At 71.5% G+C, this 26,535-nt stretch carries 27 protein-coding genes; 20 read left to right on the top strand and 7 right to left on the bottom strand.

Annotation, left to right across the window (positions count from 1 at the left end):
- Positions 1-60 precede the first annotated feature (60 nt).
- The 9 genes from ACIG36_RS19100 (at position 61) to ACIG36_RS19060 (ending at position 11,348) form a co-directional block, all read left to right on the top strand.
- A complete protein-coding gene (locus tag ACIG36_RS19100) occupies positions 61-1,710 on the top strand; it encodes a protein kinase (RefSeq protein WP_399928790.1) in 1,650 nt (549 codons plus the stop codon).
- Between the two features lie 98 nt (positions 1,711-1,808).
- On the top strand, positions 1,809-3,005 hold the full coding sequence (gene mqnC, locus ACIG36_RS19095; protein WP_399928787.1) for a cyclic dehypoxanthinyl futalosine synthase: 1,197 nt from the start codon (positions 1,809-1,811) through the stop codon (positions 3,003-3,005).
- A 10-nt stretch (positions 3,006-3,015) separates the two neighbouring features.
- On the top strand, positions 3,016-3,576 hold the full coding sequence (locus tag ACIG36_RS19090; protein ID WP_399928784.1) for a hypothetical protein: 561 nt from the start codon (positions 3,016-3,018) through the stop codon (positions 3,574-3,576).
- Between the two features lie 141 nt (positions 3,577-3,717).
- Positions 3,718-4,299 carry a Uma2 family endonuclease gene (locus ACIG36_RS19085; RefSeq protein WP_399928782.1) on the top strand — a complete coding sequence of 194 codons (582 nt, stop codon included), beginning with the start codon at positions 3,718-3,720 and terminating at the stop codon, positions 4,297-4,299.
- 352 nt (positions 4,300-4,651) lie between these two features.
- On the top strand, positions 4,652-5,350 hold the full coding sequence (locus tag ACIG36_RS19080) for a demethylmenaquinone methyltransferase (RefSeq protein WP_399928779.1): 699 nt from the start codon (positions 4,652-4,654) through the stop codon (positions 5,348-5,350).
- A 369-nt stretch (positions 5,351-5,719) separates the two neighbouring features.
- The gene (locus ACIG36_RS19075; protein WP_399928777.1) at positions 5,720-8,542 is read left to right on the top strand and encodes a hypothetical protein; all 2,823 of its coding nucleotides are present in this window, start codon (positions 5,720-5,722) and stop codon (positions 8,540-8,542) included.
- A gap of 75 nt (positions 8,543-8,617) precedes the next feature.
- Positions 8,618-9,904: a geranylgeranyl reductase family protein gene (locus ACIG36_RS19070; protein ID WP_399928774.1), complete on the top strand. Its 1,287-nt coding sequence runs from the start codon at positions 8,618-8,620 to the stop codon at positions 9,902-9,904.
- 161 nt (positions 9,905-10,065) lie between these two features.
- Positions 10,066-10,782: a hypothetical protein gene (locus tag ACIG36_RS19065; protein ID WP_399928771.1), complete on the top strand. Its 717-nt coding sequence runs from the start codon at positions 10,066-10,068 to the stop codon at positions 10,780-10,782.
- An 86-nt stretch (positions 10,783-10,868) separates the two neighbouring features.
- The gene (locus tag ACIG36_RS19060) at positions 10,869-11,348 is read left to right on the top strand and encodes a GNAT family N-acetyltransferase (protein WP_399928769.1); all 480 of its coding nucleotides are present in this window, start codon (positions 10,869-10,871) and stop codon (positions 11,346-11,348) included.
- Here ACIG36_RS19060 and ACIG36_RS19055 read toward each other — a convergent pair.
- Genes ACIG36_RS19055 through ACIG36_RS19045 form a run of 3 tightly spaced genes read right to left on the bottom strand, consistent with a single transcriptional unit; the run spans position 11,317 to position 12,550 of the window.
- Positions 11,317-11,508 (bottom strand): DUF397 domain-containing protein, encoded by a 192-nt coding sequence (locus ACIG36_RS19055; RefSeq protein ID WP_399928767.1) that lies wholly within the window; start codon positions 11,506-11,508, stop codon positions 11,317-11,319. The genes ACIG36_RS19060 and ACIG36_RS19055 overlap by 32 nt on opposite strands.
- A complete protein-coding gene (locus tag ACIG36_RS19050; RefSeq protein ID WP_399928764.1) occupies positions 11,505-11,693 on the bottom strand; it encodes a DUF397 domain-containing protein in 189 nt (62 codons plus the stop codon). Before ACIG36_RS19050 ends, ACIG36_RS19055 begins: the two co-directional genes overlap by 4 nt.
- A gap of 8 nt (positions 11,694-11,701) precedes the next feature.
- Positions 11,702-12,550 (bottom strand): helix-turn-helix domain-containing protein, encoded by an 849-nt coding sequence (locus ACIG36_RS19045; RefSeq protein WP_399928762.1) that lies wholly within the window; start codon positions 12,548-12,550, stop codon positions 11,702-11,704.
- A 260-nt stretch (positions 12,551-12,810) separates the two neighbouring features.
- Here ACIG36_RS19045 and ACIG36_RS19040 point away from each other — a divergent pair, with 260 nt between their 5' ends.
- Positions 12,811-13,257, top strand: a complete 447-nt coding sequence (locus tag ACIG36_RS19040; protein ID WP_399928759.1) for an ATP-binding protein — start codon at positions 12,811-12,813, stop codon at positions 13,255-13,257.
- 51 nt (positions 13,258-13,308) lie between these two features.
- Here the strand turns inward: ACIG36_RS19040 and ACIG36_RS19035 are convergent, their stop codons facing one another.
- Both ACIG36_RS19035 and ACIG36_RS19030 read right to left on the bottom strand, forming a co-directional pair.
- Positions 13,309-14,364 (bottom strand): transglycosylase SLT domain-containing protein, encoded by a 1,056-nt coding sequence (locus ACIG36_RS19035; protein ID WP_399928756.1) that lies wholly within the window; start codon positions 14,362-14,364, stop codon positions 13,309-13,311.
- The gene (locus tag ACIG36_RS19030) at positions 14,361-14,828 is read right to left on the bottom strand and encodes a helix-turn-helix transcriptional regulator (protein ID WP_399928753.1); all 468 of its coding nucleotides are present in this window, start codon (positions 14,826-14,828) and stop codon (positions 14,361-14,363) included. The genes ACIG36_RS19035 and ACIG36_RS19030 overlap by 4 nt, the downstream gene beginning before the upstream one ends.
- Positions 14,829-14,926: 98 nt before the next feature.
- On the opposite strand from ACIG36_RS19030, the gene ACIG36_RS19025 reads away from it, so the two are divergent.
- Genes ACIG36_RS19025 through ACIG36_RS18990 form a run of 8 tightly spaced genes read left to right on the top strand, consistent with a single transcriptional unit; the run spans position 14,927 to position 23,435 of the window.
- Positions 14,927-15,370, top strand: coding sequence for a hypothetical protein (locus ACIG36_RS19025; protein ID WP_399928750.1), 444 nt, complete (start codon positions 14,927-14,929; stop codon positions 15,368-15,370).
- A gap of 42 nt (positions 15,371-15,412) precedes the next feature.
- The gene (locus ACIG36_RS19020; RefSeq protein ID WP_399928747.1) at positions 15,413-15,697 is read left to right on the top strand and encodes a hypothetical protein; all 285 of its coding nucleotides are present in this window, start codon (positions 15,413-15,415) and stop codon (positions 15,695-15,697) included.
- Between the two features lie 13 nt (positions 15,698-15,710).
- Entirely contained in the window at positions 15,711-16,460 is a 750-nt protein-coding gene (locus ACIG36_RS19015; protein ID WP_399928745.1) for a hypothetical protein, read from the top strand.
- Positions 16,457-18,271 (top strand): hypothetical protein, encoded by a 1,815-nt coding sequence (locus ACIG36_RS19010; protein WP_399928742.1) that lies wholly within the window; start codon positions 16,457-16,459, stop codon positions 18,269-18,271. The genes ACIG36_RS19015 and ACIG36_RS19010 overlap by 4 nt, the downstream gene beginning before the upstream one ends.
- Positions 18,272-18,274: 3 nt before the next feature.
- On the top strand, positions 18,275-19,717 hold the full coding sequence (locus tag ACIG36_RS19005) for an SCO6880 family protein (RefSeq protein ID WP_399928739.1): 1,443 nt from the start codon (positions 18,275-18,277) through the stop codon (positions 19,715-19,717).
- A 24-nt stretch (positions 19,718-19,741) separates the two neighbouring features.
- Positions 19,742-21,256 (top strand): ATP-binding protein, encoded by a 1,515-nt coding sequence (locus ACIG36_RS19000; RefSeq protein WP_399928736.1) that lies wholly within the window; start codon positions 19,742-19,744, stop codon positions 21,254-21,256.
- 32 nt (positions 21,257-21,288) lie between these two features.
- Positions 21,289-23,001 carry a type IV secretory system conjugative DNA transfer family protein gene (locus tag ACIG36_RS18995; RefSeq protein WP_399928966.1) on the top strand — a complete coding sequence of 571 codons (1,713 nt, stop codon included), beginning with the start codon at positions 21,289-21,291 and terminating at the stop codon, positions 22,999-23,001.
- A gap of 11 nt (positions 23,002-23,012) precedes the next feature.
- Positions 23,013-23,435: a DUF4913 domain-containing protein gene (locus tag ACIG36_RS18990; RefSeq protein WP_399928734.1), complete on the top strand. Its 423-nt coding sequence runs from the start codon at positions 23,013-23,015 to the stop codon at positions 23,433-23,435.
- Between the two features lie 20 nt (positions 23,436-23,455).
- On the opposite strand, the gene ACIG36_RS18985 is transcribed toward ACIG36_RS18990, so the two are convergent.
- On the bottom strand, positions 23,456-23,947 hold the full coding sequence (locus tag ACIG36_RS18985) for a hypothetical protein (RefSeq protein ID WP_399928731.1): 492 nt from the start codon (positions 23,945-23,947) through the stop codon (positions 23,456-23,458).
- A 203-nt stretch (positions 23,948-24,150) separates the two neighbouring features.
- Here ACIG36_RS18985 and ACIG36_RS18980 point away from each other — a divergent pair, with 203 nt between their 5' ends.
- Positions 24,151-24,336 carry a hypothetical protein gene (locus ACIG36_RS18980; protein WP_399928728.1) on the top strand — a complete coding sequence of 62 codons (186 nt, stop codon included), beginning with the start codon at positions 24,151-24,153 and terminating at the stop codon, positions 24,334-24,336.
- Between the two features lie 268 nt (positions 24,337-24,604).
- Here ACIG36_RS18980 and ACIG36_RS18975 read toward each other — a convergent pair whose 3' ends face one another.
- Entirely contained in the window at positions 24,605-25,447 is an 843-nt protein-coding gene (locus tag ACIG36_RS18975; RefSeq protein ID WP_399928727.1) for a C40 family peptidase, read from the bottom strand.
- 721 nt (positions 25,448-26,168) lie between these two features.
- Here ACIG36_RS18975 and ACIG36_RS18970 point away from each other — a divergent pair.
- On the top strand, positions 26,169-26,528 hold the full coding sequence (locus ACIG36_RS18970; protein ID WP_190066302.1) for an NADH-quinone oxidoreductase subunit A: 360 nt from the start codon (positions 26,169-26,171) through the stop codon (positions 26,526-26,528).
- Positions 26,529-26,535: the final 7 nt, after the last annotated feature.

Below are 26,535 nucleotides of genomic sequence, written 5' to 3'. Positions count from 1 at the left end.
TTGAGTCATAGGCTGAAAATCGGGGCCGCAGGGCCCGCACAGGGGGAGGCGAAGGGCCCGATGCAGCCACTGACGGCGGAAGACCCACAGGTCATAGGGGCGTACCGGCTGCTGGGCCGGCTCGGCGCAGGCGGCATGGGCCGGGTCTACCTCGGGCGCAGCGCCGGCGGCCGCACGGTGGCCGTCAAGGCGGTACATCCGCATTTCGCCCTGGACGAGCAGTTCCGGGCGCGTTTCCGGCGGGAAGTGGAATCCGCCCGGAAGGTCGGCGGCGTGTGGACGGCGCCCGTCCTGGACGCCGACCCGGAGGCCGCCGTGCCCTGGGTGGCCACCGGCTACGTCGCCGGCCCCTCGCTCACCCAGGCCGTGGCCGAGCTGGGCCCGCTGCCGGAGCCGACCGTACGGACGCTGGGCGCGGGCCTGGCCGAGGCGCTGGCGGCGGTGCACGGCCTGGGGCTGGTGCACCGGGACGTCAAGCCCTCGAACGTGCTGCTGGCGCTGGACGGCCCCCGCCTGATCGACTTCGGCATCGCCCGCGCCACCGACGGCACGGCCTCCCTCACCACGACCGGCGTCTCCATCGGCTCGCCCGGCTACATGTCGCCCGAGCAGATCCTGGGCAAGGGCGTCACCGGGGCGGCGGACGTCTTCTCGCTGGGCGCGGTGCTGGCGTACGCGGCCACCGGCGCGCCGCCCTTCATCGGCGACAGCTCGGCGGTGCTGCTGTACAAGGTCGTCCACGAGGAGCCCGTGCTGGGCGCGGGCCTGACCGGTGACCTGCGGGAGCTGGTCGCGCGCTGCCTGGCCAAGGCGCCCGAGGGCCGGCCCGGCCCGCAGGAGGTGGCACGCCGCCTCGCCCCGGCCGAGGGCGCGAGCGGGCTCGTACGCTCGGGCTGGCTGCCGGCGGCGCTGGTGGAGCGGGTCAGCCGGCAGGCGGTGGAACTGCTGGACCTGGAGGCGGGGGCGACGGGCGCGCCGGCCCGCGCGCCGGGCGCGTTCGGGCCGCCGCACGCCGCGTACGGGCCGGGTTCGACCCAGCCCTCCCATCCGCCGCAGCCGGCGCCCGCCGGGTCGGGGAAGAACGGGAAGGACGGGAAGGGCGGGAAGGACGGGAAGAAGCGGATCGCGCTGTCCGCCTCCTCCGCCGGGGCCTCCGGCGGGGCCTCTGCCGGGACGGAGCGTCGCAAGGTGAGCTGCACGCTCGTGCTGACCGTCACCGGGGTGCTGGCCGCCGGTCTGCTGACCGGCGCGTTCGTCAGCGGCCTGCTGCCCGGCACCAGCCCGGGTGGCTCCTCCGGCGGCAACGACACCGCGGCCCCGCCGGCCGCCACGGCATCCGGCCCGGCGGCCCGCTCCGACGTCCCCAAGGAGTTCCTGGGCACCTGGACCGGCCAGGTCATCCAGTCCGACGGCACCCCCAACGGCACCATGACCAGCACCGTCACCGCCGGCGGCAAGGGCACCTACGTCATCCGCACGACATACTCGGTGCTCAGCGTCGTGGAATGCCGCGCCAAGGCGAAGCTGCTCTCGGCCACCGACGACAAACTCACGCTGCGGGAGAGCACCGACGGGGAGCGCAGGGCCCTGTGCACGGGCGGAACGTCCACCGTGACGTACACGCGCACCGACGGCGGCCGGCTCGCCTTCACCTCCGACGACGCCAAGGGCGGCAGACCGACGGCGACGCTCACCAGGAGCGGCAGCTGACGGGACGAACTGCTCGGTGACCGGACCGGACCGAGGCGCGGCAAGGCCCTCGCGTAGGCTGGCCCGGTATTCGCATACCCCCTCCGAAGGGACGCCCGGTGACCGAGAACGCCGACCTTCAGTTGGTCCTCGACCGTGCCGCAGCAGGTGGCCGGATCACCCCGGAGGAGGCGCTCGAGCTGTACCGGTCCGCGCCGCTGCACGCGCTGGGCCAGGCCGCCGACGCCGTGCGCCGCAGGCGCTACGCGGGCACCGAGCACATCGCGACGTACATCATCGAGCGCAACATCAACTACACGAACTCGTGTGTCACCGCGTGCAAGTTCTGCGCCTTCTTCGCCCCGCCCAAGAGCGACAAGGTCTGGACCCGCCCGCTGGACGACATTCTGCGCCGCTGCGCGGAGACGGTCGAGCTCGGCGGCACGCAGATCATGTTCCAGGGCGGCCACCACCCGGACTACGGCGTGGAGTACTACGAGGAGCACTTCTCGGCGATCAAGAAGGCGTTCCCGCAGCTCGTCATCCACTCCCTCGGCGCGTCCGAGATCGAGCACATGTCGCGCATCTCGGGCGTCAGCGCCGAGGAGGCCATCCGGCGCATCCACGCCGCGGGCCTCGACTCCTTCGCGGGCGCCGGCGCCGAGCTGCTGCCGGCGCGGCCGCGCAAGGCCATCGCGCCGCTGAAGGAGTCCGGCGAGCGCTGGCTGGAGATCATGGAGCTCGCCCACAACCTGGGTGTCGAGTCGACCTCCACCATGCTGATGGGCACCGGCGAGACCAACGCCGAGCGGATCGAGCACCTGCGGATGATCCGCGACGTGCAGGACCGCACGGGCGGCTTCCGCGCCTTCATCCCGTACACGTACCAGCCGCAGAACAATGCGCTGAAGGGCCGCACGCAGGCCACCATCTTCGAGTACCTGCGCATGATCGCCATCGCGCGGCTCTTCCTCGACAACGTCGCCCACATCCAGGGCTCGTGGCTGACGACGGGCAAGGAGATCGGCCAGCTCTCGCTGCACTACGGCGCGGACGACCTGGGCTCGATCATGCTCGAGGAGAACGTGGTCTCCTCGGCCGGCGCCAAGCACCGCTCCAACCGGATGGAGATCATCGACCTCATCCGCAAGGCGGGCCGCGTCCCGGCGCAGCGCGCGACCACCTACGAGCACCTGCTCGTCCACGACGACCCGGCGAACGACCCGGTCGACGACCGCGTGGTCTCGCACCTGTCCTCGACGGCGATCGAGGGCGGCACGGCCCATCCCGAGCTGAAGATCGTCCAGGCGAGCTGACGGACGGACGATGTCCACGGTCCACCGCGTGCGCGCGCTACGGCTGACAGAGGACGGTGAGCTGCTCGAGGCTCCCGGCGGTTGTGCCGTCGCCGTCTCCGGCGGCCGGTTCGCCGCCATCGGCCCGTACGAGCGGGTGCGCGCGGAAGCCGGAGAGCACGCGCGCGTGCGCGAGTGGGACGGCGTTCTGACGCCCGGCCGGTACGAGCCCGACGGCGCCGCGTATCTGGAAGCCATGTACCACCCGGACCCCCGCGAGGCCGACGAGCTGGGCACCGCCCCACTGACCGGCCCCGCGCTCGCGGCACTGGAGATGACGGACACCCGCTGGGGCCACAGCGCCCGGCGCGGCGTCCAGCGGCTGCTGGCGGTGGGGACGACGGCCCTGTCGGGCCCCTTCGTACGGGCGGCGGTGCGTACCGCCGTCGAGCGGTCCGGCATCCGCGTTCTGCCCGGTCCCCGGCCCAGGGCCCTGACGCTGTCCGGCGCGGCCGACTTCGCGGTGTTCGCGGACGACGGCGGGGCACTGGTGACGGTCCTCGACGGACGGCTGGTGTACCGGCGCCGCTGAGGGCGGCGGCGGTTCCGGCGCGGGAGCCCGTTCATTACTTCGGGTGACGCTACGGTCGTATATGAGACCGCGATCCGTACCCGCGTCCAGACTCACGCCGTGTTGCAAGAAGCCGTGTGGCGAGAACAGGTGAAGCGGGCCATGGCCGCGAACGTGTGGAACCCCCCTGGGGCGGACGGCTGGACGTTCGAACAGGTCAAGGGGCTGGAGCTGCCCGTCGTCTGGGAGCTCTGGGACGGCTGGGTCCGGGTTCATGGGAGGACCGACGCGTGGCACAACCTCGTGCGGAGCAATCTGCGCGATCGCCTCGACGCCGCCGGACAGGGGGCCTGCTGCGCGGTCACGGGCATGCCTGTCGTGATCGAGGAAGACCTCGTGGTGAAGCCGGACGTCGTTGTCGTCGATGCGGGGGAAGTAGACCTCAGCACGGCCGAGTACGTGCCAGTGGAGCGCGTGAAGCTCGCCGTCGAGGTCGTGATGATGCCGACGTCCCGGTCCTTGGATCGCGTCCTCAAGCCGGCGGTGTTCGCCGGGGCCCGGCTACGGAACTTCTGGCGCGTGGAACGGCTTGAGGACGATTCCCCCGAGGTGCACGAGTACTGGCTCCATCGCGATACGGGCGCGTACATCTCGGCCTGCGATCGCCCCCGCCACAGCGGAAGGCTGGAGACGGACCGCCCGTTTCCGGTGAACATCGACCTGGCGAGCCTCGTACGGCTCTGACCGGCCCCGTCAGTGATCCGTAAGGACCACATCCCCGCACGTCAGGGCGGCATTAAGGGGAGCCCTTCCTACCGCTTTCACCCGGCAGGATGAGCAGCGCGGGGACGGCCGCTGCCGGCGGTCCCGCGGTGCGAAATGTGGAGGGCCCAGTCGTACAGACAGGCCGCAAGGACGCGCACTGCCGGTAGGAAGCCACGTTGCCGAGGGGGCGACGGGTGGGGGGACCGGTGGTCCTTGGGGCCGGGGGGCCCACAGGAGTACGCGCAGTCGAGCACCGTGGGGCAGCCGGGTCCTTCCCGGGCGAGCCGTCCCCGTCCAGAGTCCCGCGAGGCCCGTGGTGAACAATGGGCTCGTGACCCGAGCATCCCTGGACAAGCAGCCGCACGAAGTCGCCGCGATGTTCGACGACGTGGCGGCGAAGTACGACCTCACCAACGATGTCATCTCGCTCGGCCAGGCCCGCCTGTGGCGCAAGGCCGTAGCGCAGGCCGTCGCCGCCCGTCCGGGGGAGAAGGTCCTCGACCTCGCCGCCGGCACCGGCACCTCCTCCCTGCCCTTCGTCGCCGACGGCGCCTACGTCGTCCCGTGCGACTTCTCGCTCGGCATGCTCCGCGAGGGCAAGAAGCGCAACCCCTGGCTGCCGCTGACCGCCGGTGACGCGACCCGCCTGCCCTTCGCCGACAACGTCTTCGACGCCGTCACCATCTCCTTCGGGCTGCGCAACGTCCAGGAGACCGACACCGCGCTGCGCGAGCTGCTGCGGGTGACCAAGCCCGGCGGGCGCGTGGTGATCTGCGAGTTCAGCCAGCCCACCTGGGCGCCCTTCCGTACCGTCTACACCGAGTACCTGATGCGCGCCCTGCCGCCCATCGCGCGCACGGTCTGCAGCAACCCCGACGCGTACGTCTACCTCGCCGAGTCCATCCGTTCCTGGCCCGACCAGCCCGCGCTCGCCGCGCGGCTGCAGGGCGCCGGCTGGTCGAAGGTCGCATGGCGCAATCTGACCGGTGGCATCGTCGCCCTGCACCGCGCGACCAAGCCCGAGGCCTGACGAGCAGCCTCTGCACAGCCCAGGAACAGCCCCCGGAACATGGCGGATATCCCCGCCTAGCCCCGTGGAAACCCCGCATAGGGGACGTTGCCGCGCTTGTCGACGATTGTCATGGGCAGGCTGCGCCGGGTCGGTACGATCTTGATCGGCCGACTTCCGGCCACGCCTCTCCACGCCCTCGCCCCAGCCTCGGAGCGCCCTATGCAGTCGTTCTGTCCCGCCTGTGGTTCCGCGTTCGTACCGGACGCGCGCTTCTGCATGAAGTGCGGGAAGGAACGCCCGGAAGGGGCCCCGGCGGCTGCGGCTGTCGCCGGTGGCGCACCGGCGCCCGTGGCCCCGGCCGTGCCGGGCGCCCCGCCTGTTCCCGGGATGGCACCTCCGCCTCTGCCCCCGCCCCTCGCTCCGGTCGCCCCACCGGGCCTGCCGGGGCAGCGGCCCTACCCCGGCGGCCCGCCCGGGTACGCCCCCTACGCACCGCCCTCCCGCGCCGCGCTGTTCCTGCGAGGCACGTTCGGTGGCGACTGGCCGGGCGCGCTCAAGGCGGCGGTGTGGCCGACGGCCCTGCTGCTCTTCCTCGCGCTCGTGATCTCCGTGCCGTCCTCCGACGAGTACGACGGCGCTGAGTTCGGCAACTGGTCCGACCGCTTCCAGATCGCCCTCGCGCTGCTGCTCCAGGGCCTCGGCGCCACGCTGGACGTCGAGATGCGCAGCGGCGGACTGCTGTCGCTGTTCATCAGGGGCAGCGGCTCGGTCTCCTTCTGGCCGCTGACCATCACGCTGCTGTGGGCGGTCATGGTGGCCCTCGGCGCCAAGCGCCTGCGCGACGCCCGCCCCGCCGGCTCCGGCGGCGGCGCCGAGGCCGCGCTGCGGGTGGCGCTGCTGTGCGGTGGCGTGGTGCTGATCCTCGGCCTCATCGGCCAGCCGGACGTTCCCGTCGTGGCGGTCTCCACCACTCCGGCGCTCGCCGCGCTGTTCTCCTTCGCGCTGGCCGGCGCGGTCAGCGGCGCGGTGCTGTGCCGCGACACCCTCGCCGCCCGCCTGGGCCCCGACGCACGGATGGCTGTACGGGCGGTGGGTACGGCCGTACGCGCCCTGGGCCTGGCGGTCGCACTGTGCGCGCTGGTCGGCTTCGTCGTGGTCGCCGCGAACCAGGACGACGACACCGAGTGGGCCTGGCTGGCCGTGCTGCCCGCCCTGGTCAACTGCGGCCTGATGACGCTGGGCCTGTCCTGGGGCGCGGGCATCGAGGGCTCCATGAGCGAACGCGGCCGCCACGAGGGCGGCACCATGGGCCTCTCGGAGCTCGGCGAGGAAGCGGGCGGCTGGGCGCAGGCCGGAGCCGTGATGCTGGGCGTGGTCTGCGCGGTGCTGCTCGCCGTGATGATCGCGCGACGCTCGGCGGACCGCCGCGAGCAGGTGCTGTCCGGCGTGTTCTTCCTCGCGACGTTCTGGCTGCTGTCGTTCTTCTCCGGTGCCTCGATGGAGATGACGGCGGGCTCGTCCTTCTCGTACCGCTCGCGCGGGATGGAGGCGTCGTTCGGTACGAACATGGGCGAGCTGCTGCTGTTCGGCCTGCTGTGGACGGCGGGCGCGGTGCTGCTGGCGGTGACGCTGGGACGACGGATGCCGAACGGCCTGGGCGGCGGCGGTTTCGGTGGCTTCGGCGGCCAGGGTGGCTTCGGCGGTCCGGGTGGCTTCGGCGGTCCGGGTGGCGGCGGTGGCGGTACGACGGGCTTCGGGCCGGTGCCGCCGATGCCGCCGGTACCGGGGTTCGCGCCGGAGGGGACGCCGGGCGGGGCGCCGGGTGGAGCGCCGGAGGGCGGCCGGACGGCCGCACTGCCGGTGCTGCCGCCGCAGGGGCCGGCACCGGTGGCGCCGGTGGCGCCTGCGGCTCCGCAGGGGGCGGCTCCGGTGGAGGCTCCGGGGGCGCCGAAGTCGGTGGCTGGGGCGGCGGCGGCCGGGGGTGCGCCGACTGCTTCCGCTGCTTCCGCTGGTGCTGCTACGCCGGCCGGCCCTGCAGCCTCTGCCGCGTCGGCCGGAGTCGCGCCTGCAGGGTCTGCGCCTGCCGCGCCTGCCGCGTCGGCGGCACCGGCGGCACCTGCGGCACCCGCGGCACCTGCCGCACCGGCGGCGCCTGCCGCGCCTGCGCCCGCCGGGCCCGTGGCTCCCGCCGCACCGGCGTCCGCCGCACCCGCGGCTCCCGCAGTGCCCGCGCCCGCGGCCGCTCTTTCCCCGCCCAAGCCCGTCGCCCTTGACGGCCCTGAGGCCCCTGCGGCCCTGGCCGTGCCCGGCCCGTCGGCGCACCGGACCCCGCAGGCTCCGCAGCCCCCGCACCCGGCACAGGCCTCGCCGCAGGCGGCCCCGCAGGCGGCCCCGCACCCCGCCCCCTGGACCTACCAGGCCCAGGCTCAGGCTCAGGTCCCGGCCCCGCCCCCGTCCGCCGCCGCCCCGCGCGAGCGGACCGTCCGCCGGCCGCTCGTCTGGGTGGCCATCGGCCTGGCGGCCTTCCTGGTCGGCGGTGCCGCGACCGGCGGTGTGCTCCTGGCCCGCAAGGCCGACGACGCCAAGCGCGACGACGCGCACGACAAGCGCGTGGTCGCCGGCCCCTCGGCCGGCGCGAGCGCCGGGCCGTCGCCGGCGCCGGGTGCGTCCGAGTCCGGGGCCGCGCCCACGCCGTCCGGCGATGCCACCCCGAGCGACACGCCCTCACCCCTGGCCTCCGGCCAGGCCGGCGTGCCGTCCGGCTACTCCATGCGCAACGACCCGCTCGGCTTCAACTTCGCGGCCCCCGACGGCTGGAAGCGCAAGGACAAGGGCGACCTCCAGACCGATTACGAGCCGCCCACGGGTGGCGCGTACATCCGGGTCGGCCTGGTGCTCAAGAGCAAGCAGTCCGCGTACGACCACTTCAAGGACCTGGAGAAGACGCTCAAGGAGAAGAACAGCACGTACAAGCGGGTCGCCCTCGAGAGCAACACCTTCCAGGGCCGTCCCGGCGCCCGTTGGGAGTTCACCTGGACCGAGCGGGACACCGGGCGGACGATGCACGCCGTCGACCAGGCGTACGTGAACGAGGCCGGCACGGAGTACGCCGTCTACTACCAGGAGCGGGACGAGTACTGGTCGGCCGCGCGGAAGGTGTTCGACACGGTGCTGTCGACCTGGTCGGTCATCCCCGTCGACTTCAACTGACCCCCGGCGTCCCGGCGGGGGCTCCCCCATAGACTGCGTACGTCCCCAACCGACGAGTCTTCGGGAGTCCCCGCCGTGACCGAGTCCCCCTCCGAACACAGCGCTGATGTGATCGTCGTCGGTGCGGGCCCGGCCGGTTCCACGACCGCGTACTACCTCGCCAAGGCGGGCCTCGACGTCCTCCTCCTCGAGAAGACGGCGTTCCCGCGCGAGAAGGTCTGCGGCGACGGACTGACCCCGCGCGCCACCAAGCAGCTCGTGGCGATGGGCATCGACATCTCCGAGGAAGCGGGCTGGCTGCGCAACAAGGGCCTGCGCATCATCGGCGGTGGCGTGCGGCTGCAGCTCGACTGGCCGGACCTGGCCTCGTACCCCGACTACGGACTCGTCCGCAAGCGCGACGACTTCGACGAGCAGCTCGCGCGGCAGGCCGTGAAGGCCGGCGCCCGGCTGTACGAGCGCTGCAACGTCGGCGCCCCCGTCATCGACGACCGTACGGGCCGGATCACGGGTGTCGAGGCGCGGCTGGGCGAGGAGAAGACGCCCGTCACCTTCCACGCGCCGCTCGTCGTCGCGGCCGACGGCAACTCCTCGCGGCTGTCGCTGGCCATGGGCCTGCACCGCCGCGACGACCGCCCGATGGGCGTGGCCGTCCGCACGTACTTCACCTCCCCGCGCCACGACGACGACTACCTGGAGTCCTGGCTGGAGCTGTGGGACCGCCGCGGCCCCGGCCCGGACCGGCTGCTGCCCGGCTACGGCTGGATCTTCGGCATGGGCGACGGCACCAGCAACGTCGGTCTGGGCGTCCTCAACACCTCCGACTCCTTCAAGGAGCTGGACTGGCGCGAGGTGCTCAAGGCGTGGTGCGCCTCGATGCCGGAGGACTGGGGCTACACACCCGAGAACATGACGGGCCCGATCCGCGGCGCCGCCCTGCCCATGGCCTTCAACCGCCAGCCCCACTACACGCGCGGCCTGCTGCTCGTCGGTGACGCGGGCGGTCTGGTCAACCCGTTCAACGGCGAGGGCATCGCCTACGCGATGGAGTCCGGCCAACTGGTGGCGGACGTCATCGTGCAGGCACACGCGCGTGCCTCCTACGCCCAGCGCGAGCTGGCGCTGCAGCGCTACCCCAAGATCCTCAAGGACACGTACGGCGGCTACTACACCCTCGGCCGCGCCTTCGTGAAGCTCATCGGCAACCCCAAGGTCATGAAGATCGCGACCGAGCGGGGGCTGACGCACCCGGTGCTGATGAAGTTCACGCTGAAGATGCTGGCGAACCTGACGGACCCGACGGGCGGGGACGCGATGGACCGCATCATCAACGGCCTGTCGAAGGTGGCGCCGCGCTCGTAGGGGCTCGGCGGAGCCCGTAGGGGCGCGTAGGCGAACGCACCACATTCACCCTTTCGTGTAATTTCCGCACGGTTTCGGCGTGTTGGCATTGCGGAAATATCGGGTTAAGCCCGGTTGCCCGGTTCCGGTTGGGGTCGGAACGGCTGCCACGTGGAGGGGATGTGGTCGTCTTGAACGACGCCAGGAGACGTGCCGGGCGGCTCGCCGCCGTGGCGGCAGCCGCCCTGCTGCTGTCCACGGCCCTGCCGACGACGCCCGCGCACGCCGTGACGGCCTGCACGGTCAACGGCGTACCCGCCTCGGGCCCGCTCGTCAGCGGGACGGGCGGCGATGACGTGATCATCTGCGGCGATGTGGACGCGGGAACGATCGTCGACGCCCGTGGCGGGGACGACACCATCGTCCTCAACGGCACCGTGAACAGCCGCGTCGGCGCGGGCCTCGGCCGCGACCGCGTCGCGCTCGCCCCCGGCAGCGTGGTGGGCCCGGCGGCGTTCGTCGACACGCAGCTCGGCAGCGACCTCGTCGAGATCAGGGGCGTGGTGCGGGGCCGCATCGGTGGCGGGCAGGGCAACGACGTGCTGAACGTCCACGCGACGGCTCGCGTGGAGCAGACGGCGAACATCTTCGGTGCCGGTGGGGACGACGTCATCCGCGTCGAGCCCGCACCCCTGCCGTACGCGGGCCGCCTCGACGGCACCGATGGCGACGACCTCATCGACCTGCGGGGCACGCTCGGCCCCACGGGCCGCGCGCTCGGCGGCACCGGCAACGACTTCGTCCACGTCCACGTCAACTTCGGCGGGACGGACGGAGGGCCGGGCTTCGACGTCTGCCGCGTCGACATGGGCAACCGCCCGGCCAACTGCGAACTCTGACAGGGCTCCTGCCCGCTGTACCCCGCCCGCCGTGCGAACGCCCCCGCACGGCGGGCGGTCCACCGCCGCTTGGTGTATTCAGCAGTGTGACTCTCTTGCGGGAGCTGACGACCGCCGATGCGCCGGCCGTCCAGCGCGTCTACGGCAGCGTGGCGGGGCGTTTCGCGGCCACCACCGACCCGATGGGCCCGGCCGCCGCCGTGGCGTGGACCACGTACGTCCTCGGGCAGGGCCGGATCCGTATGCCGGTGCGGTACAGCCTCGCCATCGATGCCGGGGACGGCCTCATAGGCCTGATCACCCTGCACCGCACGACGCCGGACGAGGCCGAGATCGGCTACGTCCTCCACCGGGACGCGCGGGGGCGCGGTTACGCCACGGGCGCCGTCGCGGAGGCCTTGACGCTGGCCTTCACCACGTTGGGCGTCCGCTCGGTCCGCGCCAGACACCGGCCCGGCAACGACGCGTCGGGCCGGGTGCTGGTCAGGAACGGGTTCATGCGGACGACCAGCCCGGACCACTATGTGCGGTACGTCAGGCGCCGAGAGCGCCGGCTTTCAGGGTGAGGAGGAGGGCGCGGGCGGCCGATGCGGGGGCCGTGAGCACGGCCCCCGGAACGTCGCTCTCGCGCATGGCGACTGCGTCGCCGACTCTCCTCAGCTCCACGCAGTTGTTGCCGCCTCCGGCGCAGGATGAAGCGCGCTGCCACTCTGGAAGTGAGTTCATCGCAGCCCTTCGTTCTTGAGGCGGGTGATCAGTGAATCGAGCCTGATGCGGGTGGTCCGAATGATTGGCTCCGGGGCATCGCTCTCGCGTATCAGTATGGAGTCTGTAACAGCGGCCAGCTCAATGCAGTCGGGGTTGTTGTCGGGGCCCGAGAAGGACGACTTCTGCCAGCTCGTTCCGGTCATCGGTCTGCTCACATTTCCTGTGCGATGCGGTGAATGAACTTTTCGGACTCGGCTGCGCCGAGCGCGATCTCTCCGACTGCGTCGAACAGTGCTCGGTACCGTGCCAGATGGGTCGCCGCGTCAAGAAAGCCTCCTTCGAAGGCGCTGTCGAGCTGCACGGTGTCCAGCTTCGGGATGGAGCCACAGGCGTAGAGCACGGAGTGGGCCGAGGCGGTGATGCGCGCGTCGAACGGGATGACGCGGATGCTCACGCTTGGCCAGCGGGAGACCTCCTGCAGAAGTTCGAGCTGTGATCGCATGACCTTGTCGGTGCAGTACTGCATGCGCAGCGCGGCTTCGTGGATGAAGGCCTCGAATCGTGGAGGGAACGAACGCTGGAAAATCTCACGACGTCGCGTTCGATGCTCGACCCGAGCGTCTACTTGGTCGGTGGAAAGCTCCGACACCCCGCTGCGGATCATCTCGCGCGCATAATCCGGTGTTTGAAAGATTCCGGGTACATGCAGCATGCGGATCGAGCGCAGAGATGACGCGTGGTGTTCGAGTTCGGCGATGTCGAGAAAGCTGACCGGCAGGACGCCCCGGTACGCCACCCACCAGCCTTTGCCGCGCTCGTCGGCCATGCGGCAGAGCTCGTCGACCAGTTGGGCGTCGGTCGCACCGTAAAACGTTGCAAGTCGCCGGACGCGCACGGAGCTCACGCCCCAGCGGCCTGCCTCGATGTGGCTGATCGTCGCCTGGTTGCCGCCGAGCAGCTGGCCGGCGGCGCGGGCGAGCGTCCCGGACGTCTCGCGGAGCTTGCGGAGTTCCGCGCCAAGTCGTGCCTGCCTCGCGGTCGGACTGCTCCGGGGTGGCATTGAACGTCCCTCTCCAGGTTGGCGTGCCAAGTGTGTCGCGTTCAGTCTCGGGGGTCCACAGATGGGCGCGCAGGCTTTGGCCCGCGCTTGAATGGGCTCATGTATGTGCCCTATGGTCCTGGCCACGCCGCACACGCAGGCCGGGAAGACCCGAAGTGCAGCCACCCGCAACAAAGTTGGCGTCAGCCAACCCCGGTGGCCGGGCCACGGACGGACGGATGTGCGGACGGTCAAAGACGACCACGTTGGGAGACCCCGTCATGGGAACCGGCACACTCGACAACCCCCGCACCGCAATCGGCTACGAAGGCGAGGAGTTCTACGAACTCACCGCACCGGCCAGCGCCACAACCCCCCGCCTGGCCCGCCAATTCGTCACCGGAACGCTCGAGGCGACCGGGCACCTCGCCTTCATCGACAGCGCACGCGTCTGCGTTTCCGACGCCGTGACGAACGTCGTGCAGCACGCGCGCGTGCCGTCCCTCTCCGTCGAGGTCACCGTCCGCCCCGGCCGCGCCGTCATCGCCGTACGCGACGCCGACGCGGCCCGGCACCCGTACCGGCGCCAGGCCGACGCCGACGCGGAGAGCGGCCGAGGGCTCGCCCTCATGCGCGGCCTGGCCCACGCCTCCGGCGTGACCCTCGCCTGGAACGGCCTCGACGTCATCGGCAAGCGCGTCTGGTTCGAGCTGCGCGACCTCTGTTAGACGTCTCCCGCCGTGCCGCCACGCGCCGGCACGGCGACAAGCAGAAACGTTTCACCCCGCATGCGGGAAATACGGCGGCGTCCAGCCCACGTACTTCGCTCCCCACCGCTTCTCGACCTCGTCGGCGTTGACGATGTCGAGGTAGCCCTTCCGCAGGATGTCGTTCGAGACGATCTTTCCGCCGCCCAGATAGACGGCTATGTGCCCCGAGCGGCTTCCCGTGTCCCAGTACATGAGGGCGCCGGGAGGCGGGTTGCGGTCTCCGCGGTGCTGCATTTCCTTGGGGACGACGGTGAAGTGGTCGATGGCGTGGTGGACTCCGGAGACGTTCCATCCGTAGACGATCGCGGTGTAGGCGAGGCAGCGGTTGTACCACTCGCCGCTCGAGTTGGCGCCCGCGCTGTTCCTGGCCCAGGCGATGGCCTGCTCCACGGATCTGGGGTTGTTCAGCTTCCAGGTCTGGCGGCCGTCGGTGAATGTGCCGCCCCCACCGCCGCCGCCGGCCACGGTCCACTCGGCGGCCTGCTTCATGATGTCGGCGATGTACCTGGTGGTCTCCCCATACGGGGGTATGCCACTGTGTTTCTGGACCTTGCCCCAGCCGGCGTTGTAGCCGGCCAGTGCGAGCTGAATCGTTCCTCCTGAGTAGGGGGACCGTTCCGCAAGCCCGATGAGCTCGCACATCATGCGGCCCTGGGCCATGATCGCGTCGCCGCCGTCCCAGAGGCTCGCCCGGCCGTTGCCGTCGTCGTCCTTCTTGTACATCTCGTAGGTGGACGGAATGAACTGGGCGATACCCAGTGCCTTGGTGCCGTCGTCCAGGAGCGGGCCCTCGGCTGTGTCATCGAAGTTGCTCTCCGCCTGCAGCTGGGCCGCCAGGACCGCCGGCGAGGCCTTCGGGCACAGTGTGCCGGCCTTGAGGATCCAGGGCCGCCACTTCCCGCCGACGCCTTCCTTGAGGCCGCCGCCTCCCCCTCCGGAGAAGTCCCCGCCCCCGCTGCTGCCGCCACCGCCTTCGGCCGCCAGGACCACGCCGGCTATCAGGAACAGCACCAGCAGCGGTATGGCTGCCAGGGCCATGACGACCACGACTATCGGCTTCTTCACTCCTGCGTCCCCCCGCGAACCTCTTCGATGCGCCGTCGCCGTTCGTCACGCCCGGCCTGCCAGGCCGTCAGCCACTGCTGCGGCGTGACCCCGTAGGCGGGCGCCCAGCGGCCCGGCTCGCGCACCCGGTACACGCCGGACTCGACGCGGCTGACCATCTGGGCCGACATGCCGACCTCGTCGGCGACCTGACGCTGCGTCTTGCCCGTGCGCTGCCGCAGGTGCTTTAAGGTCTCGGGCCCCGGTGGCGACGGGGCGAGAATGTCCATTTCGACCTGTAAAGCCTGGGCCAGGGCGACGGCGACGCGTGCGGTGGGCCGGCATGCCCCGGCCTCGACCCTGCGCGCGGTCTCCGGGCTGATGTCGGCGAGCACGGCCAGCTGCTCCAGGCTCAGACCGGCCCGTTGTCGGTGGTCACGCATAAGGTCGGGCCGGAAGGTCGCCATGCCGCCGCTTCGCGTCATACCCCAACCTATGTCAGTTGCAATACTAAGTCGTACTGGACAGTCGGCTATGTTAGCCTACCGCCCTGCAAGATCCAGGTCCTAGGGGGGAGTTGACGTTGGATCACTCCTACCGCCCGCGTTTCGCCGTTCTCGGCGCTCATGGCGGGGCGGGGGTGTCGACGACGGTCGCCCTTCTCGACCCGCAGCAGCAGGGTCTGGCCGTTGAGCTCCCGTCAGGCGCGCCGCTGCCGCCCGATCATGTCCCGGTCGTGGTGGTCCGTTCCACCGCTTATGGCATGCGCCAGGTCTCGCACCTGCTCGGTCACTGGCACCCGGGCCTCGGACGCCCCTGGCTCGTGGTCGTCCGTGACGCCCCGCTGCCGCAACTGCCCATGGTCACCTACCGGCTGCGCGCACTGGGGTCGCGGGTGCTCGGCACCGTGCACGTGCCCTATCTGGCCGCCCTGCGGAACGCCGAGACGCCGGCGGAAGCGCTGCACCACCGCTCCGTGGTCAAGGCCGCCGCCGCTCTGCGGGCCGGCCTTCGCCTCACCGACTGAAAGAACTCAGGGAGTCTCCTCGTGTCCCAGCTCATGGCCCATATGTCTGACATGATCACGCTCGCCGAAGGCGAGTTCCCCAACCCCAAGCCCAAGGCGCCGCACGGAATGAGTGGTGTGTTCGGGGAGTGGGTTTCCTGGGCCAAGTGGATCGCGGTCATGGCGGGCATCCTGGGCCTGATCGCCTGCGGCATCATGATGATGGTCGGTCGCCGCAACCGCTCGCACCTGGCCGCCGAGGGCGCCTCCGGCATCATCTGGGTCATCGCCGGCATATCCGTCGCGAGCCTCGCGGGCGGCGCCGTCCCGATGTTCTTCGGCGCCTGATCGGGGGCCGGGGATGTCTCTCGACCTGCAAGCGGCCGCCAACAAGCGGATGCGGCGGGGCCTGATCACGCTGGCGGCGATCGTTGTCGTGCTCGCCGTCGTCGTGGTGCTCCTGCTCCTCACCGGCGGCGGCAAGAAGGATTCCGACAAGGGCTCCGGCGCCGGGGCCGGCAAGCCCGCCCCGGCCGTCACCCACAAACCGTCCGACACCTTCACCCAGCCGAAGAACTGGGTGCTGCTGCCGGAAGGGGCCGGTAAGGACAACGGTCTGCCGGTGAAGTTCCCCAAGAGCGACGAGGGCGCGGCGGCCATGATGGTCGCCGTCATCCGCAGCAGCTGGAAGCTCGACCAGAAGGACATCGAGCGATCGGCCGTCACCTATTCCGTGCCGCAGGAGCGCGACGAGGTCAAGGCCGCGGCCCGGGACGTGGCCGCGGGGAACCGGAAGAACGCCGGTGTCCCCGACAACGGCCCGCCGCCCCAGGACCTGGCCTTCTCGGTCATCCCCATCGGGGTGCAGTGGAGCCGTCAGGACGACACCCATGTGAAGGTGTCGGTGAACGTGCGCACGGTCATCGGCGGCGGCAACGGCAAGGAACCCGAGACCCAGCTGATCTCCACCACCGGCATGGCCGTCTGGACCGACGGCGACTGGAAGAACGCCTCCGTTCCTCCGGTGCAGAACCCCGAGCCCTTCGACATCGGGGACGCCGGATTCAACGGCGCGGGGTGGAAGGCCATCCAGGACGGGAGCAAGAAATGACTCTCTCCAGGCGACTCCTCGTCGCGTTCGCCTCCCTGCTGGTCTTCATCTCCTTCTCGGCCCCGGCCGCCACCGCCTCCCCCGCGGTTGCGGCGCCCGCCGCGGTGACGCCGGCGGCCCTGCCTCAGAAGGGCTTGTTCGACACCGCCTGCCATGTGGGCGCGGTCGTCATCGGAGGCCCGATCCTCGGGTCGATCGCCGGGCGTCCCATGTGCAAAGCCACGAAGAAGGTCGTCAAGGAGGCGAAGGAGGCCTTCGTCGGTGCTCTCGAGAGCACCGTGGTCAAGCCGGTCGCGGAGGGCATAGCCGCCTTCACCGCCGAGACCATCAAAGAGACCATGACGTGGTGGCTGACCACGCGGTCCGTGCAGGTCAAGAGCAGTGGCGTCACCTCCGTGGACGCTCCCGAGTGCAGAAAGGCGCAGCGGAGCGACAAGGACGACGGGGACAAACTCAAGGACACCGGGGACAAACTCGAGGACAAGCCCAAGGACGAACTCAAGGACGTCGGGGACAAGCTCGAGGACAAACCCAAGGACGACAAGCAGAAGGCCGAGGAGGAGAAGAAGAGGGCCGAGGAGGAGAAGAAGAAGGAAGAGGAGAAGAAGAAGGCCGAGGAGGAGAAGAAGAAGGACGAGGGCGACGCGCGCTGCGCCGGCACCGGCGCGAAGTACAACTCCGTCTCGCTCCAGGCCATCCTCTTCGGCATCGGCGTCATGATCGCCACGCTGCTGACGATCATTCAGGGCATCCGCACCGCCATCCGGCGCAAGGGCACCCCGCTGGTGGAGGCGCTGCAGGGTCTGATCATCGCCGTGCTGACCTGTGCCGTCGGCATCGCGGTCATCGACTCCCTGCTGGTCGCTTCCGACATGCTGACAGAGGAGATCCTGGACGTCGCCTTCAACGGCCGGGACAACGCGCCGAACGTCATCATGAAGGTCCTGCTGCCGGCCATGGCCAACCCGATGGCCGTGATCCTGATGGCGATCATCGTCCTGCTGGTCGGTCTGTGCCAGATGGTCCTGCTGTTCCTGCGGCAGGCCGCCATCCCGATCCAGGCCCTGATCCTGCCGATCGCGGCCTCCGGCCAGGTCGGCGGTCCCTCCACCCGCCAGTGGCTGCCCCGGCTCGTCACCGCGATCCTCACCGTGATCGCCTACAAGCCGGTGGCCGCGGTCATCATCAGCGTCGGGTTCATCGAGATGGTCAACGCGCCCACGATGGTCGACTGGATCCGCGGTGTGGTCACCCTGGTGCTGTCGGTCTTCGCGCTGAAGGCCCTGATGGGCATCTTCGCCCCGATCGGTGTCGCCGCCGCGGGCGGCGGCGGGTCGTCCATGCTCAGCCCGCTGATGGACCTGGCAGGCAAGGCGGCCGGCGGCGGCGGTGGTGGCGGTGGACCGACGTCGGCCACCGACCACGCCAACTACATGAGCGGACAGGGCGGCGGCGACGGCCCGTCCCCCTCTCCCTCTTCCTCTCCTTCTCCCTCCTCCGGCGGCGGCGACACGGCCGTCCAGCACGCCGCGAGCTCCGAGGGCGCGGCGGGAGCGGGCGGAGCCGCCGGCGCGCCGGGCGCTGCCGGTTCGGCGGGCGCGGCGGGTGCCGAAGGCGCGGCCGCGGCCGGCGCCGGTGGTGCCGCGGGTGCGGGAGCGGCCGGTGGTGCCGCAGGTGGTGCGGCCGCGGGCGGTGCGGCCGCCGGTGGCGCGGCGGCGGCCGCGGGGCCGGTCGGCATCGCGATCGTCGCGGCGGAGGCCGTGCACCAGGGCGTTCAGACCGCCGGCAAGACCATGGGCGGAGGGCAGTAACAGGTGAGTGCTCAGGAACCGAAGCTCTACGGCGGCTGGCGACGGTCGCGCACGATGGGCATCGGCCATCTCAACACCGGCCAGACGGCCGTCGTCGTGGTGTCGCTGATCGTGCCGATCCTCCTGCTGAACATCGCCGGTATGGGAACGCTGCCGGTCACCATTCCGGTGGCCCTGGTGGTCATGGTGCTGACGGTGTGGCAGCGGCACGGCACGCCTCTGCTGTCCTTCCTGGGCGCCCGGTTGCGGTGGCAGTGGGCGAACTGGCGCGGGGAGACGTCCTACCGGGGTCAGTTCCTCGTCTCCCCGCAGGCCCTGGATCTGCCGGGCATCGTGGCGCCCACCAAGCTGCTGCGCGTGGCGGACGCCACGGGCGACGCGCCGGTGGGCCTGGTGTGGAACCAGCGCGACGGGCGCATGTCGGCGACGGTGCTGCTGTCGCCGGCGGGCGCGCTGCTCGCGCCGTCCGACGCCCAGAACGGCAGCGCCGCCGCGTGGGGGGAGGCCCTCGCCCGGCTCGCCGACGAGGAGACGCTGATGGGGGCCTCGGTCACGATCCAGGTGCGGCCCTCCTCCGGGCAGGCGCTCGCCGACCACGTCAAGGAGCGCACCGACCCCTCCGCTCCCGCCGCCGCGCGGCAGGCCGTGCGGGAGCTCGTGGCCCGCGCGCCGCGCGCGTCGGCCCAGCTGGCGGCGTGGTTCACGCTCACCGTCGACCCGTACCGCTCCTCGGCGCACAAGCCGCGGAACCCGGCCGAGGCGGCGGCGGAGACGCTGCGCGTGCTGGACGGCGTCGACCTCTCGGGCGCGGGCGCGGACATCGTGCGCCGGGCGACGGACGCCGACCTGATGCGGCTGGTGCGGGGCGCGTTCTCGCCCGCCGACATGGACGCCCCGCAGGAGCAGGTCGCGGCCATGACCTGGAACGAGACCGGTCCCGTGGCCGCCGAGGACGCCTGGACGGTCTACCAGCACGACGGTTCGTACTCGGTGTCGTGGGTGCTGCGCGAGGCGCCCCGCAAGCCCGTGCCGTACGACGTGCTGCTCAAGCTCCTGGCACCGGGGACGTTCGCGCGCCGCGTGACGCTGGCCTACCGGGTGCTGCCCACGGACGAGGCCGCGGCGGTCGTCGAGCGCGAGGTCAACGCGTCCGACGCCCGTGCCGAGTACCGCCGCCGGACCCAGCGGAGCACCACGCGGCGTGAGCGGGTCGACGCCGCGCACGCCGAGCGTTCGGCCACCGAGGAGGCGCTGGGCGCCGGTCTCGTGCAGTGGTCCGTGTACGTCACCACGACGGTGGGGGACAAGGACGACCTGCCGGCCGCGATCCGCGAGGTGGAGAAGGCCGCGAAGCTCAGCGGCGGTCTGCGGTTCCGCTACGCGTACGGGGGGCAGGCCGCGGCGTTCGCCGTCGGGCTGCCGGTCGGCGTCAATCCGTTGGCCTGACCGACGGCGACAGGGAGAAGGACGATGGGACGCAGCAAGTCCGCCAGGGCCGCCAAGGCCCCGGCGGCGCCCGCCGAGGCGGCCGCCGAGGCGTCGTGGCAGCTCAACCCCAAGGTGATCGCCGGCCGCTGGGGCTGGCCCGGCGCGGGCCGGGGGCGGGCCGCCAACCTCGACCGCGGTGCCGTCTACATCGGCACCACGGCCCAGGTCGGCGGGTTGTACCCCTTCGTCCTGGGCGCGGGACTGCCCCCGGAGGGGGTGCCGATCGGCCCGGACATGCTCACGCACGAACTGGTCTGCTTCGACCCCGGCGGCTGGGTCGGCAAGCTGACCCAGAACCCCGGTGTGTGGGTCATGGCCCAGCCGGGCGCGGGGAAGTCGGCGTTCACCAAGCGGGTGGCCATCGGCTACAGCGCCTACGGCTACAAGATGGTCGTTCCCGGCGATGTGAAGGGCGAGTACGCGCCGATCGTCCGGACCCTCGGCGGCCAGGTCGTGCGTATCGGCCGTGGCCTGGACCGGCTCAATCCGCTGGACTCGGGCCCGCTGCGGCCGCTGCTGCCCACGCTGCCCGAGTCCCGTCGCGAGCCGCTGCTGGCCGAGATCAACGGCCGCCGCGGCGAGCTGCTGCAGGCACTGCTGGCGACCGAGGTGGGCCTGGGGCGGCGGCCCAATGCCACCGAGTCGAACGTGGTCACGCACGCGATCCGGGTCGTCTCCGAGAAGCGGCTGGGCGAGGACCCGGTGGTCCCCGACGTGGTGCGGCTGCTGCGGGACGGCTCGGACGTGCTGTGGTCCCGTCTCATGGTCGACAGCGAGGACGAGTACCGCGGCCACGTCCGCGAGGTGACGCTGGCGCTGGAGAACCTGTGCGACGGGCCCCTGGCGGGCATCTTCGACGGACCGACCACCACACCGGTGGACCTCGAGGCGCCCGCGCTGAGCGTCGACCTGTCCGCGCTGCTGACCGCCGGGAACAACGTCGTCGCCGCCGGACTGCTGGCCACGTGGGCGTACGCGTACTCCAGCATCGACTCCGCCCGCGCGGTCGGCATGATGGACCGGCCCCTGGTGCTGCCGCTCGACGAGATGTGGCGGGCCCTGCGGGCGGGCGCCGGCATGGTCGACGCGATGGACGCGATGACCCGCCTCAACCGGTCCAAGGGCGAGGTGACGATCTTCGTGACGCACTCGCTGCGCGACCCCGAGAGCCTGCCGACGGCCGAGGACCGGGCCAAGGCCCTGGGCCTGATGGACCGGTGCGACTCACTGGTCCTGGGCGCGCTCTCGCACGGTGAGCTCGAGCGGGTCAGCGCGCAACGACCGCTGACCGACGCGGAGATGGCCATGGTGTCGTCCTGGTCCAGCCCGACCATCACCGGAGTGGACGGCACCACGCAGCAGCACCGCGGCCGCGGAAAGTACCTGATCAAGATCGGTACGCGGGCCGGGACACCCACCCGGCTGGAGCTCACGGACACCGAGAAGGGCCTGTTCGACACGGACAGGGCCATGCGCAGGGAGAGGAACGACAAGTGAGCGGCAATCAGCCGGCGAACGGCGGGGGAGGCATGGCCGCCCCCTTGTCGATCCTCGGCGCCATCTTCGGCGGCGGCGCCCTGTTCACCGGGGCCTGGCTGGGCGGCACCCTGGGCGCGGCCGTCGCGGGCGGCGGCTGGGCACCCCCACCGTTCTCCCTCCGTTCGGCGGTCCACCTGTTCTCCCGCGGCCCGTCCGTGCTCTGGCCCGCGGCCCCCACCGGCGCCGTGGCCGGGATGGTCGTCCTCCTGCTCCTCCTTGTCGCGGCCCTGGTGGCCGGCGGCGTATGGCTCTGGCGGCGTTCCTCCCGGGAGGGCGGGCTCGCCGGGCGGAAGGAGATGGCGGCACTGGCACCCAAGCGCGCGGAAGCCCGCGCCCGCGAGCTGCGGCCCTCCCTCAAGCTCGTCAAGGAGATCCAGCCCCGCGACCGCGGGGTGCTGCTGGGCGACCTCGAGCCGCGCGGCCCCGAGCTGCGCGGCTCGGACGAGGACGTCTACCTGGCGCTGATGGCGCCGCGCGCCGGCAAGTCGACGGCGCTGGCGACCCCCACCGTGCTGGAGGCGCCGGGTGCCGCCCTGCTCACGTCGAACAAGTCGGACGTGTACGCCATCACCCGTCAGGCCCGTGCCCGCGTGGGGACCACCTGGGTCCTCGACGCCCAGAGCGTCGCCCACGCCGAGCGCGAGCTGTGGTGGGACATGCTGGCCTCCGCCCGCACGATCGAGGGCGCCCGGCGGCTGGCCATGCACTTCATCGCGGCCGGCTCCGACAGCGCCGCCCGCCGCGACTTCTGGATGAACGCGGCCCTCAACACCCTCACCGCCCTCTTCCACGCCGCCGCGCTCAACGGCGGGACCGTCTCCGACGTCCTCGCGTGGCTGTCGACGCCGGCCGACCGCGCACCGGTCAACGCGCTGCGGGCCAACGGCATGACCGCGCTCGCCGACCAGCTCGCCTCCACCGTGGCCGGCGCCCCCGAGACCCGCGACGGCGTGTACGAGACGGCCCGTCAGTGCGTCGCCTGCCTCCTCGATCCGCAGATCGCGGCATGGGTGACCCCGGACAGGCACCGCGCGCAGTTCGACCCCACCGCCTTCGTCCAGTCCCGCGACACCCTCTACCTGCTGAGCAAGGACGGCGGCGGCAGCGCGGCCGGAGTGATCGCGGCCGCCGCAGACTCCGTCTTCCGGGCCGGTGTCCAGGCGGCCGAACGCGCTGGCGGCCGCCTCGACGCGCCGCTGCGGGCGGTCCTCGACGAAGCCGCGAACGTCTGCCGCATCGAGGACCTGCCCGACCTCTACTCGCACCTCGGATCACGCGGCATCACCCCCGTCACCATCCTCCAGAGCTACCGGCAGGGCGTGCGGGTCTGGGGAGAGGTCGGCATGGACGCCCTGTGGTCCGCCTCCACGGTCAAGCTCCTCGGCGCGGGCCTGGACGACGCCGACTTCGTGGAGAAGGTCTCCCGCCTCGTCGGCGAGCACAAGGTCAAGGAGATGTCGGTCTCGCACAGCTCCGGCGGCCGCAGCACCAGCACGTCCCGGCAGCGCGAACGCATCATGGAGGCGGCGCAGATCCGCGCCATGCCCAAGGGCCGGGCCCTGCTGCTGGCCACCGGCGTCCCTGTCGCCATGGTCAAGCTGCGCCCCTGGTACGCCGAGCCGGGTGCCGCGGAGCTCGCCGCGGCGGCCGACGCCGAGGCCAAGGCCATCACCGAACGCGCGCGGAAGGCGGCCGTCATATGACCGGGCCGGGCATGACAGGGTTCGAGGAGACGGGTGCGGAACCGCAGGAGCCGGGCATACCGCCGCTGATCCTCAAACTGGAGGGCGAGGCGTACGACGCCGAGCTGTCGGCGCTCGCCCTCTGGGTCGAGTACGTGCTGGCCGCCTGCTACCTGACCGAGGTGTCCTCGTCGGCGCCCTGGTGCACCCGGTGGTTCGAGCACCCGCAGGCCGTGACCAGGCTGCACGCCCTGTGGCTGGCCTGGCAGGAACTCACCACGCCGGAGTCCGGCGGCTACACCGGCCCGAGCGTGTGGGCCCGCGACCACCTCGACCCCTGCATCGGGCAACTGCGCGACCCCTCCGGGCCGTTCGCGGCGTGCATGACCCACCCGGAGCGGCCGCAGCACACGGTGCTGCCGCAGCCGCCGGTCGAGCCGCTGCCCTACGGCTAGGGGCTCGTACCCCCCTCGGACTAGGGCCTCCGGCGCGGAGTGCCGGTGCGCTGGGGGGTGGTGCGCTGTGCCGTGGTCCGGGTCTGCCCGGGGGCCTGGGCGGGGGCCTGTCCGGGGCGGGCGGTCGTCGTGCCGGCCCCGTCGCGTGCCGGGCCGCCCGGGGCCGTGACCGAGTACGAGTTGGCGGCCTCGGCCCGCAGTTCGCCGGCCGACTTGTCCCGTTCGGCGGCCACGCCCTCGAGCTCGGCCCCGTCGACGGCCGCCGCCTCGGCGGCCGGGGTGTCCCCGCGACCGGCGAACTCCTCGGCACGGCCGCGGGACTCCGCCGCGAGGGCGCGTGCCGCGTCCGCCTCCGACGCGGTGTGGGCCGTGCGTACGACCGTGTCGGCCGGACCGTGCCGCCGGGAGCGGGCGAGGTCGATCAGGAACCCGGTGCTGCGCGCGGCGGCCGACACGGCCTGCCCGGCGGCGTCCTCGAACGGCGATCCGCTCATGTCGTTCACGTCGCTCATGTCGTGCTCCCCCTGTCGGCCCGTGTTCGGTGGTCTACAGCATCGGCCCTTCCCCTGCGGCACGATCAAGCGGCCCCCGGTTACGGCCCACCCTCCCGATTCACCCCAACGTGGCCCCTATGATCCGTTTGATCACCTGGCCCTACCGGGGATGAACCGAATGCTCCGGTTCCATTCCATCCCGTCCGAAGGGACATGGGCCCGTGCAGAATCCGACGATGGACACCCGCTCCCTCATCGCCCGTCTGGCGACCGTCACCGCCACGCTCGTCCTCCCCGTCGCCGCTCTCGCGGCCACCGTCGCGACGGCCGCGGCGGTCGTCACCGAACCCGCGCCGCACGGCAGCGCCACCTGTCTGACCTGCGAGGTGTCGAGACCCGGGCCCTGACCGTCCGGCTCTCTCGCCCGACCGTTCGTACGCCCGATTTCGACTCGGGCCGAAGGGGTTTGCGGGTTCGTTCGCCGGATGCGCACACTCCAGGTACGGCACGGGGGGTCCGGGTGCCCGGGACAACGGGGGTGGGCACCCGGGCACGACGCCGGCCCGGACGGGATGTCCCGGCACCCGGACACGCCGAAGGCCGCCGCCCCCGAGCGGGGAGAGCGGCGGCCTTCCGAAGCCGAAGCGAAACGAACCCGTTCCGGACGGGCGCGCGTCACATGACGCGCACGGCACCCGTGGGCGGGGAGTAGCTCATGTCGCGCTCGACGATGCCCGTGCTCGGGTTCTGCGCGCCGATGAACTTGCCGCCGCCGACGTAGACGGCGACGTGGTACGCGCTGCCCGCGGAGCCCCAGTAGAGGATGTCGCCGACCTGCAGGTTGGAGGTCGACACCTGGGTGCCGGCCGTCGACTGGTCCTGCGAGACGCGCGGCAGGTCGATGCCGATCTGGCTGTACGCGGCCATGACCAGGCCGGAGCAGTCGTAGGCGGACGGACCGGTGGAGCCCATGATGTAGGGCTTGCCGACCTGCGCCCGCAGGAAGTCGACCAGGGTGGCCGCGCTGCCCGTCGCGCTCGACTTCTTGGAGGTGGTGGACGCCGAGGAGCCCGACTCGTCGTCCGAGGCGGACGCCGACTTGGTGCCCAGGGAGGAGCGCTCGCCACCGCGGGAGGCGCGTGCCTCGTCGGCCTCGCGCTTCTCCTTCTCCTTGCGCTCCGCCTCGGCCTTGCGGTCCGCCTCGTCCTTCGCCTTCTTGGCGTCGGCCTTGGCGTTGTCGAGGGCTTCCTCCACCTGCGCGCGGACCTGGTAGTCGACGGCGGTCTGCTGCGTGGCGACCGCGCTCTGCGCGATGGACGTGGCGAGGTCCGCGTTGAACGCGGGCATCTCCATCGTCGCCTCGGTGGGCTTGTCGTTGGCGGAGGCGGAGGCGGAGCCCGCGCCGGCCACGGCCAGAGTGCTGAGGACGCCACCGGCCACACCCGTGCGGACGACCCAGGACTGGGAGGCGGGGCGACGGGGCTTCCGGTGGCTGGTTATGTGCGCGTTCGGGGACATGGGACAACGGACTATCAGTCCGCGCACGTTGAGTTCAAGATAAGTGACCTGCGCCACTTTTGGCGTGGACACGTCGAAAATTCCCGGCTTTGATCACGGGAGGGTCACGGACCGGACTCGGGCCGGACAGTCGATCATGCGCCTCAGCACGGCTTTTCGGCCGCCGCCGCTGGTCGGCGGGCTTCTTATCACCTTTACAGGTCGCGCGTCGAGGCTACCCATCGAATCCGGCCTTCGAACCTCCCGTCGCGTGGCAGAACTCACGCAACGCGCGCCCCGCGCCGGGCTCGTGAACCGATGCGCGAGGTGGTAGGCCGCCGACCGGTCCGGGACGTCCGTTGACCGTCGTCGCCCCACGGGGCGGCGCTCCTTTATCAGTTGACAATCGATCATGTCAATTTGCGTGGCACAGCCACGATTTGATAATGGCTCACCCCTCGCCACCAGCGCCGCGACCCCCGAATGTCACCTCTGGTGATCACTCAACCGCTTCGCGTATGAAGATCACCGATCATCCGACTTGATGATCGTTCGTCAGGTGGTGGAGATCACAAACGCGGTCCTGTACGCCGTGTCGCAGATCACAGACCGGCGGGCATAGGATGCAGTCGACCCGGGCTTGTGAACTGCCTCACATGTTGGCGATCTTCGCCAAGGACCTCCGCCGCCGGGTCCGGTCAGCCAGCAGTCAGCGTCGACAGACTGGAAGGAGCGAGGAGCGGTGAACGCCTACGCGCCCATCCTCGTACTGGGAGCCCTCGGTGCAGGCTTCGCGATCTTCTCCGTGGTCATGGCGTCGATCGTCGGGCCCAAGCGCTACAACCGGGCCAAGCTCGAGGCGTACGAATGCGGCATCGAGCCGACCCCGCATCCGGCCGGTGGCGGCCGTTTCCCGATCAAGTACTACCTGACGGCGATGCTCTTCATCGTCTTCGACATCGAGATCGTCTTCCTCTACCCCTGGGCCGTCACCTTCGACTCCCTGGGGCTGTTCGGGCTCGTGGAGATGCTCCTCTTCGTGCTCACCGTCTTCGTCGCCTACGCCTACGTATGGCGGCGCGGCGGCCTGGAATGGGACTAAGGGGGTC

The organism is Streptomyces sp. NPDC053048 (genome assembly GCF_044547045.1).
Classification (GTDB): Bacteria; Actinomycetota; Actinomycetes; order Streptomycetales; family Streptomycetaceae; genus Streptomyces.
Note: the sequence above shows the minus strand (reverse complement) of the source record. Positions and strands in the feature narration are given on the sequence as shown.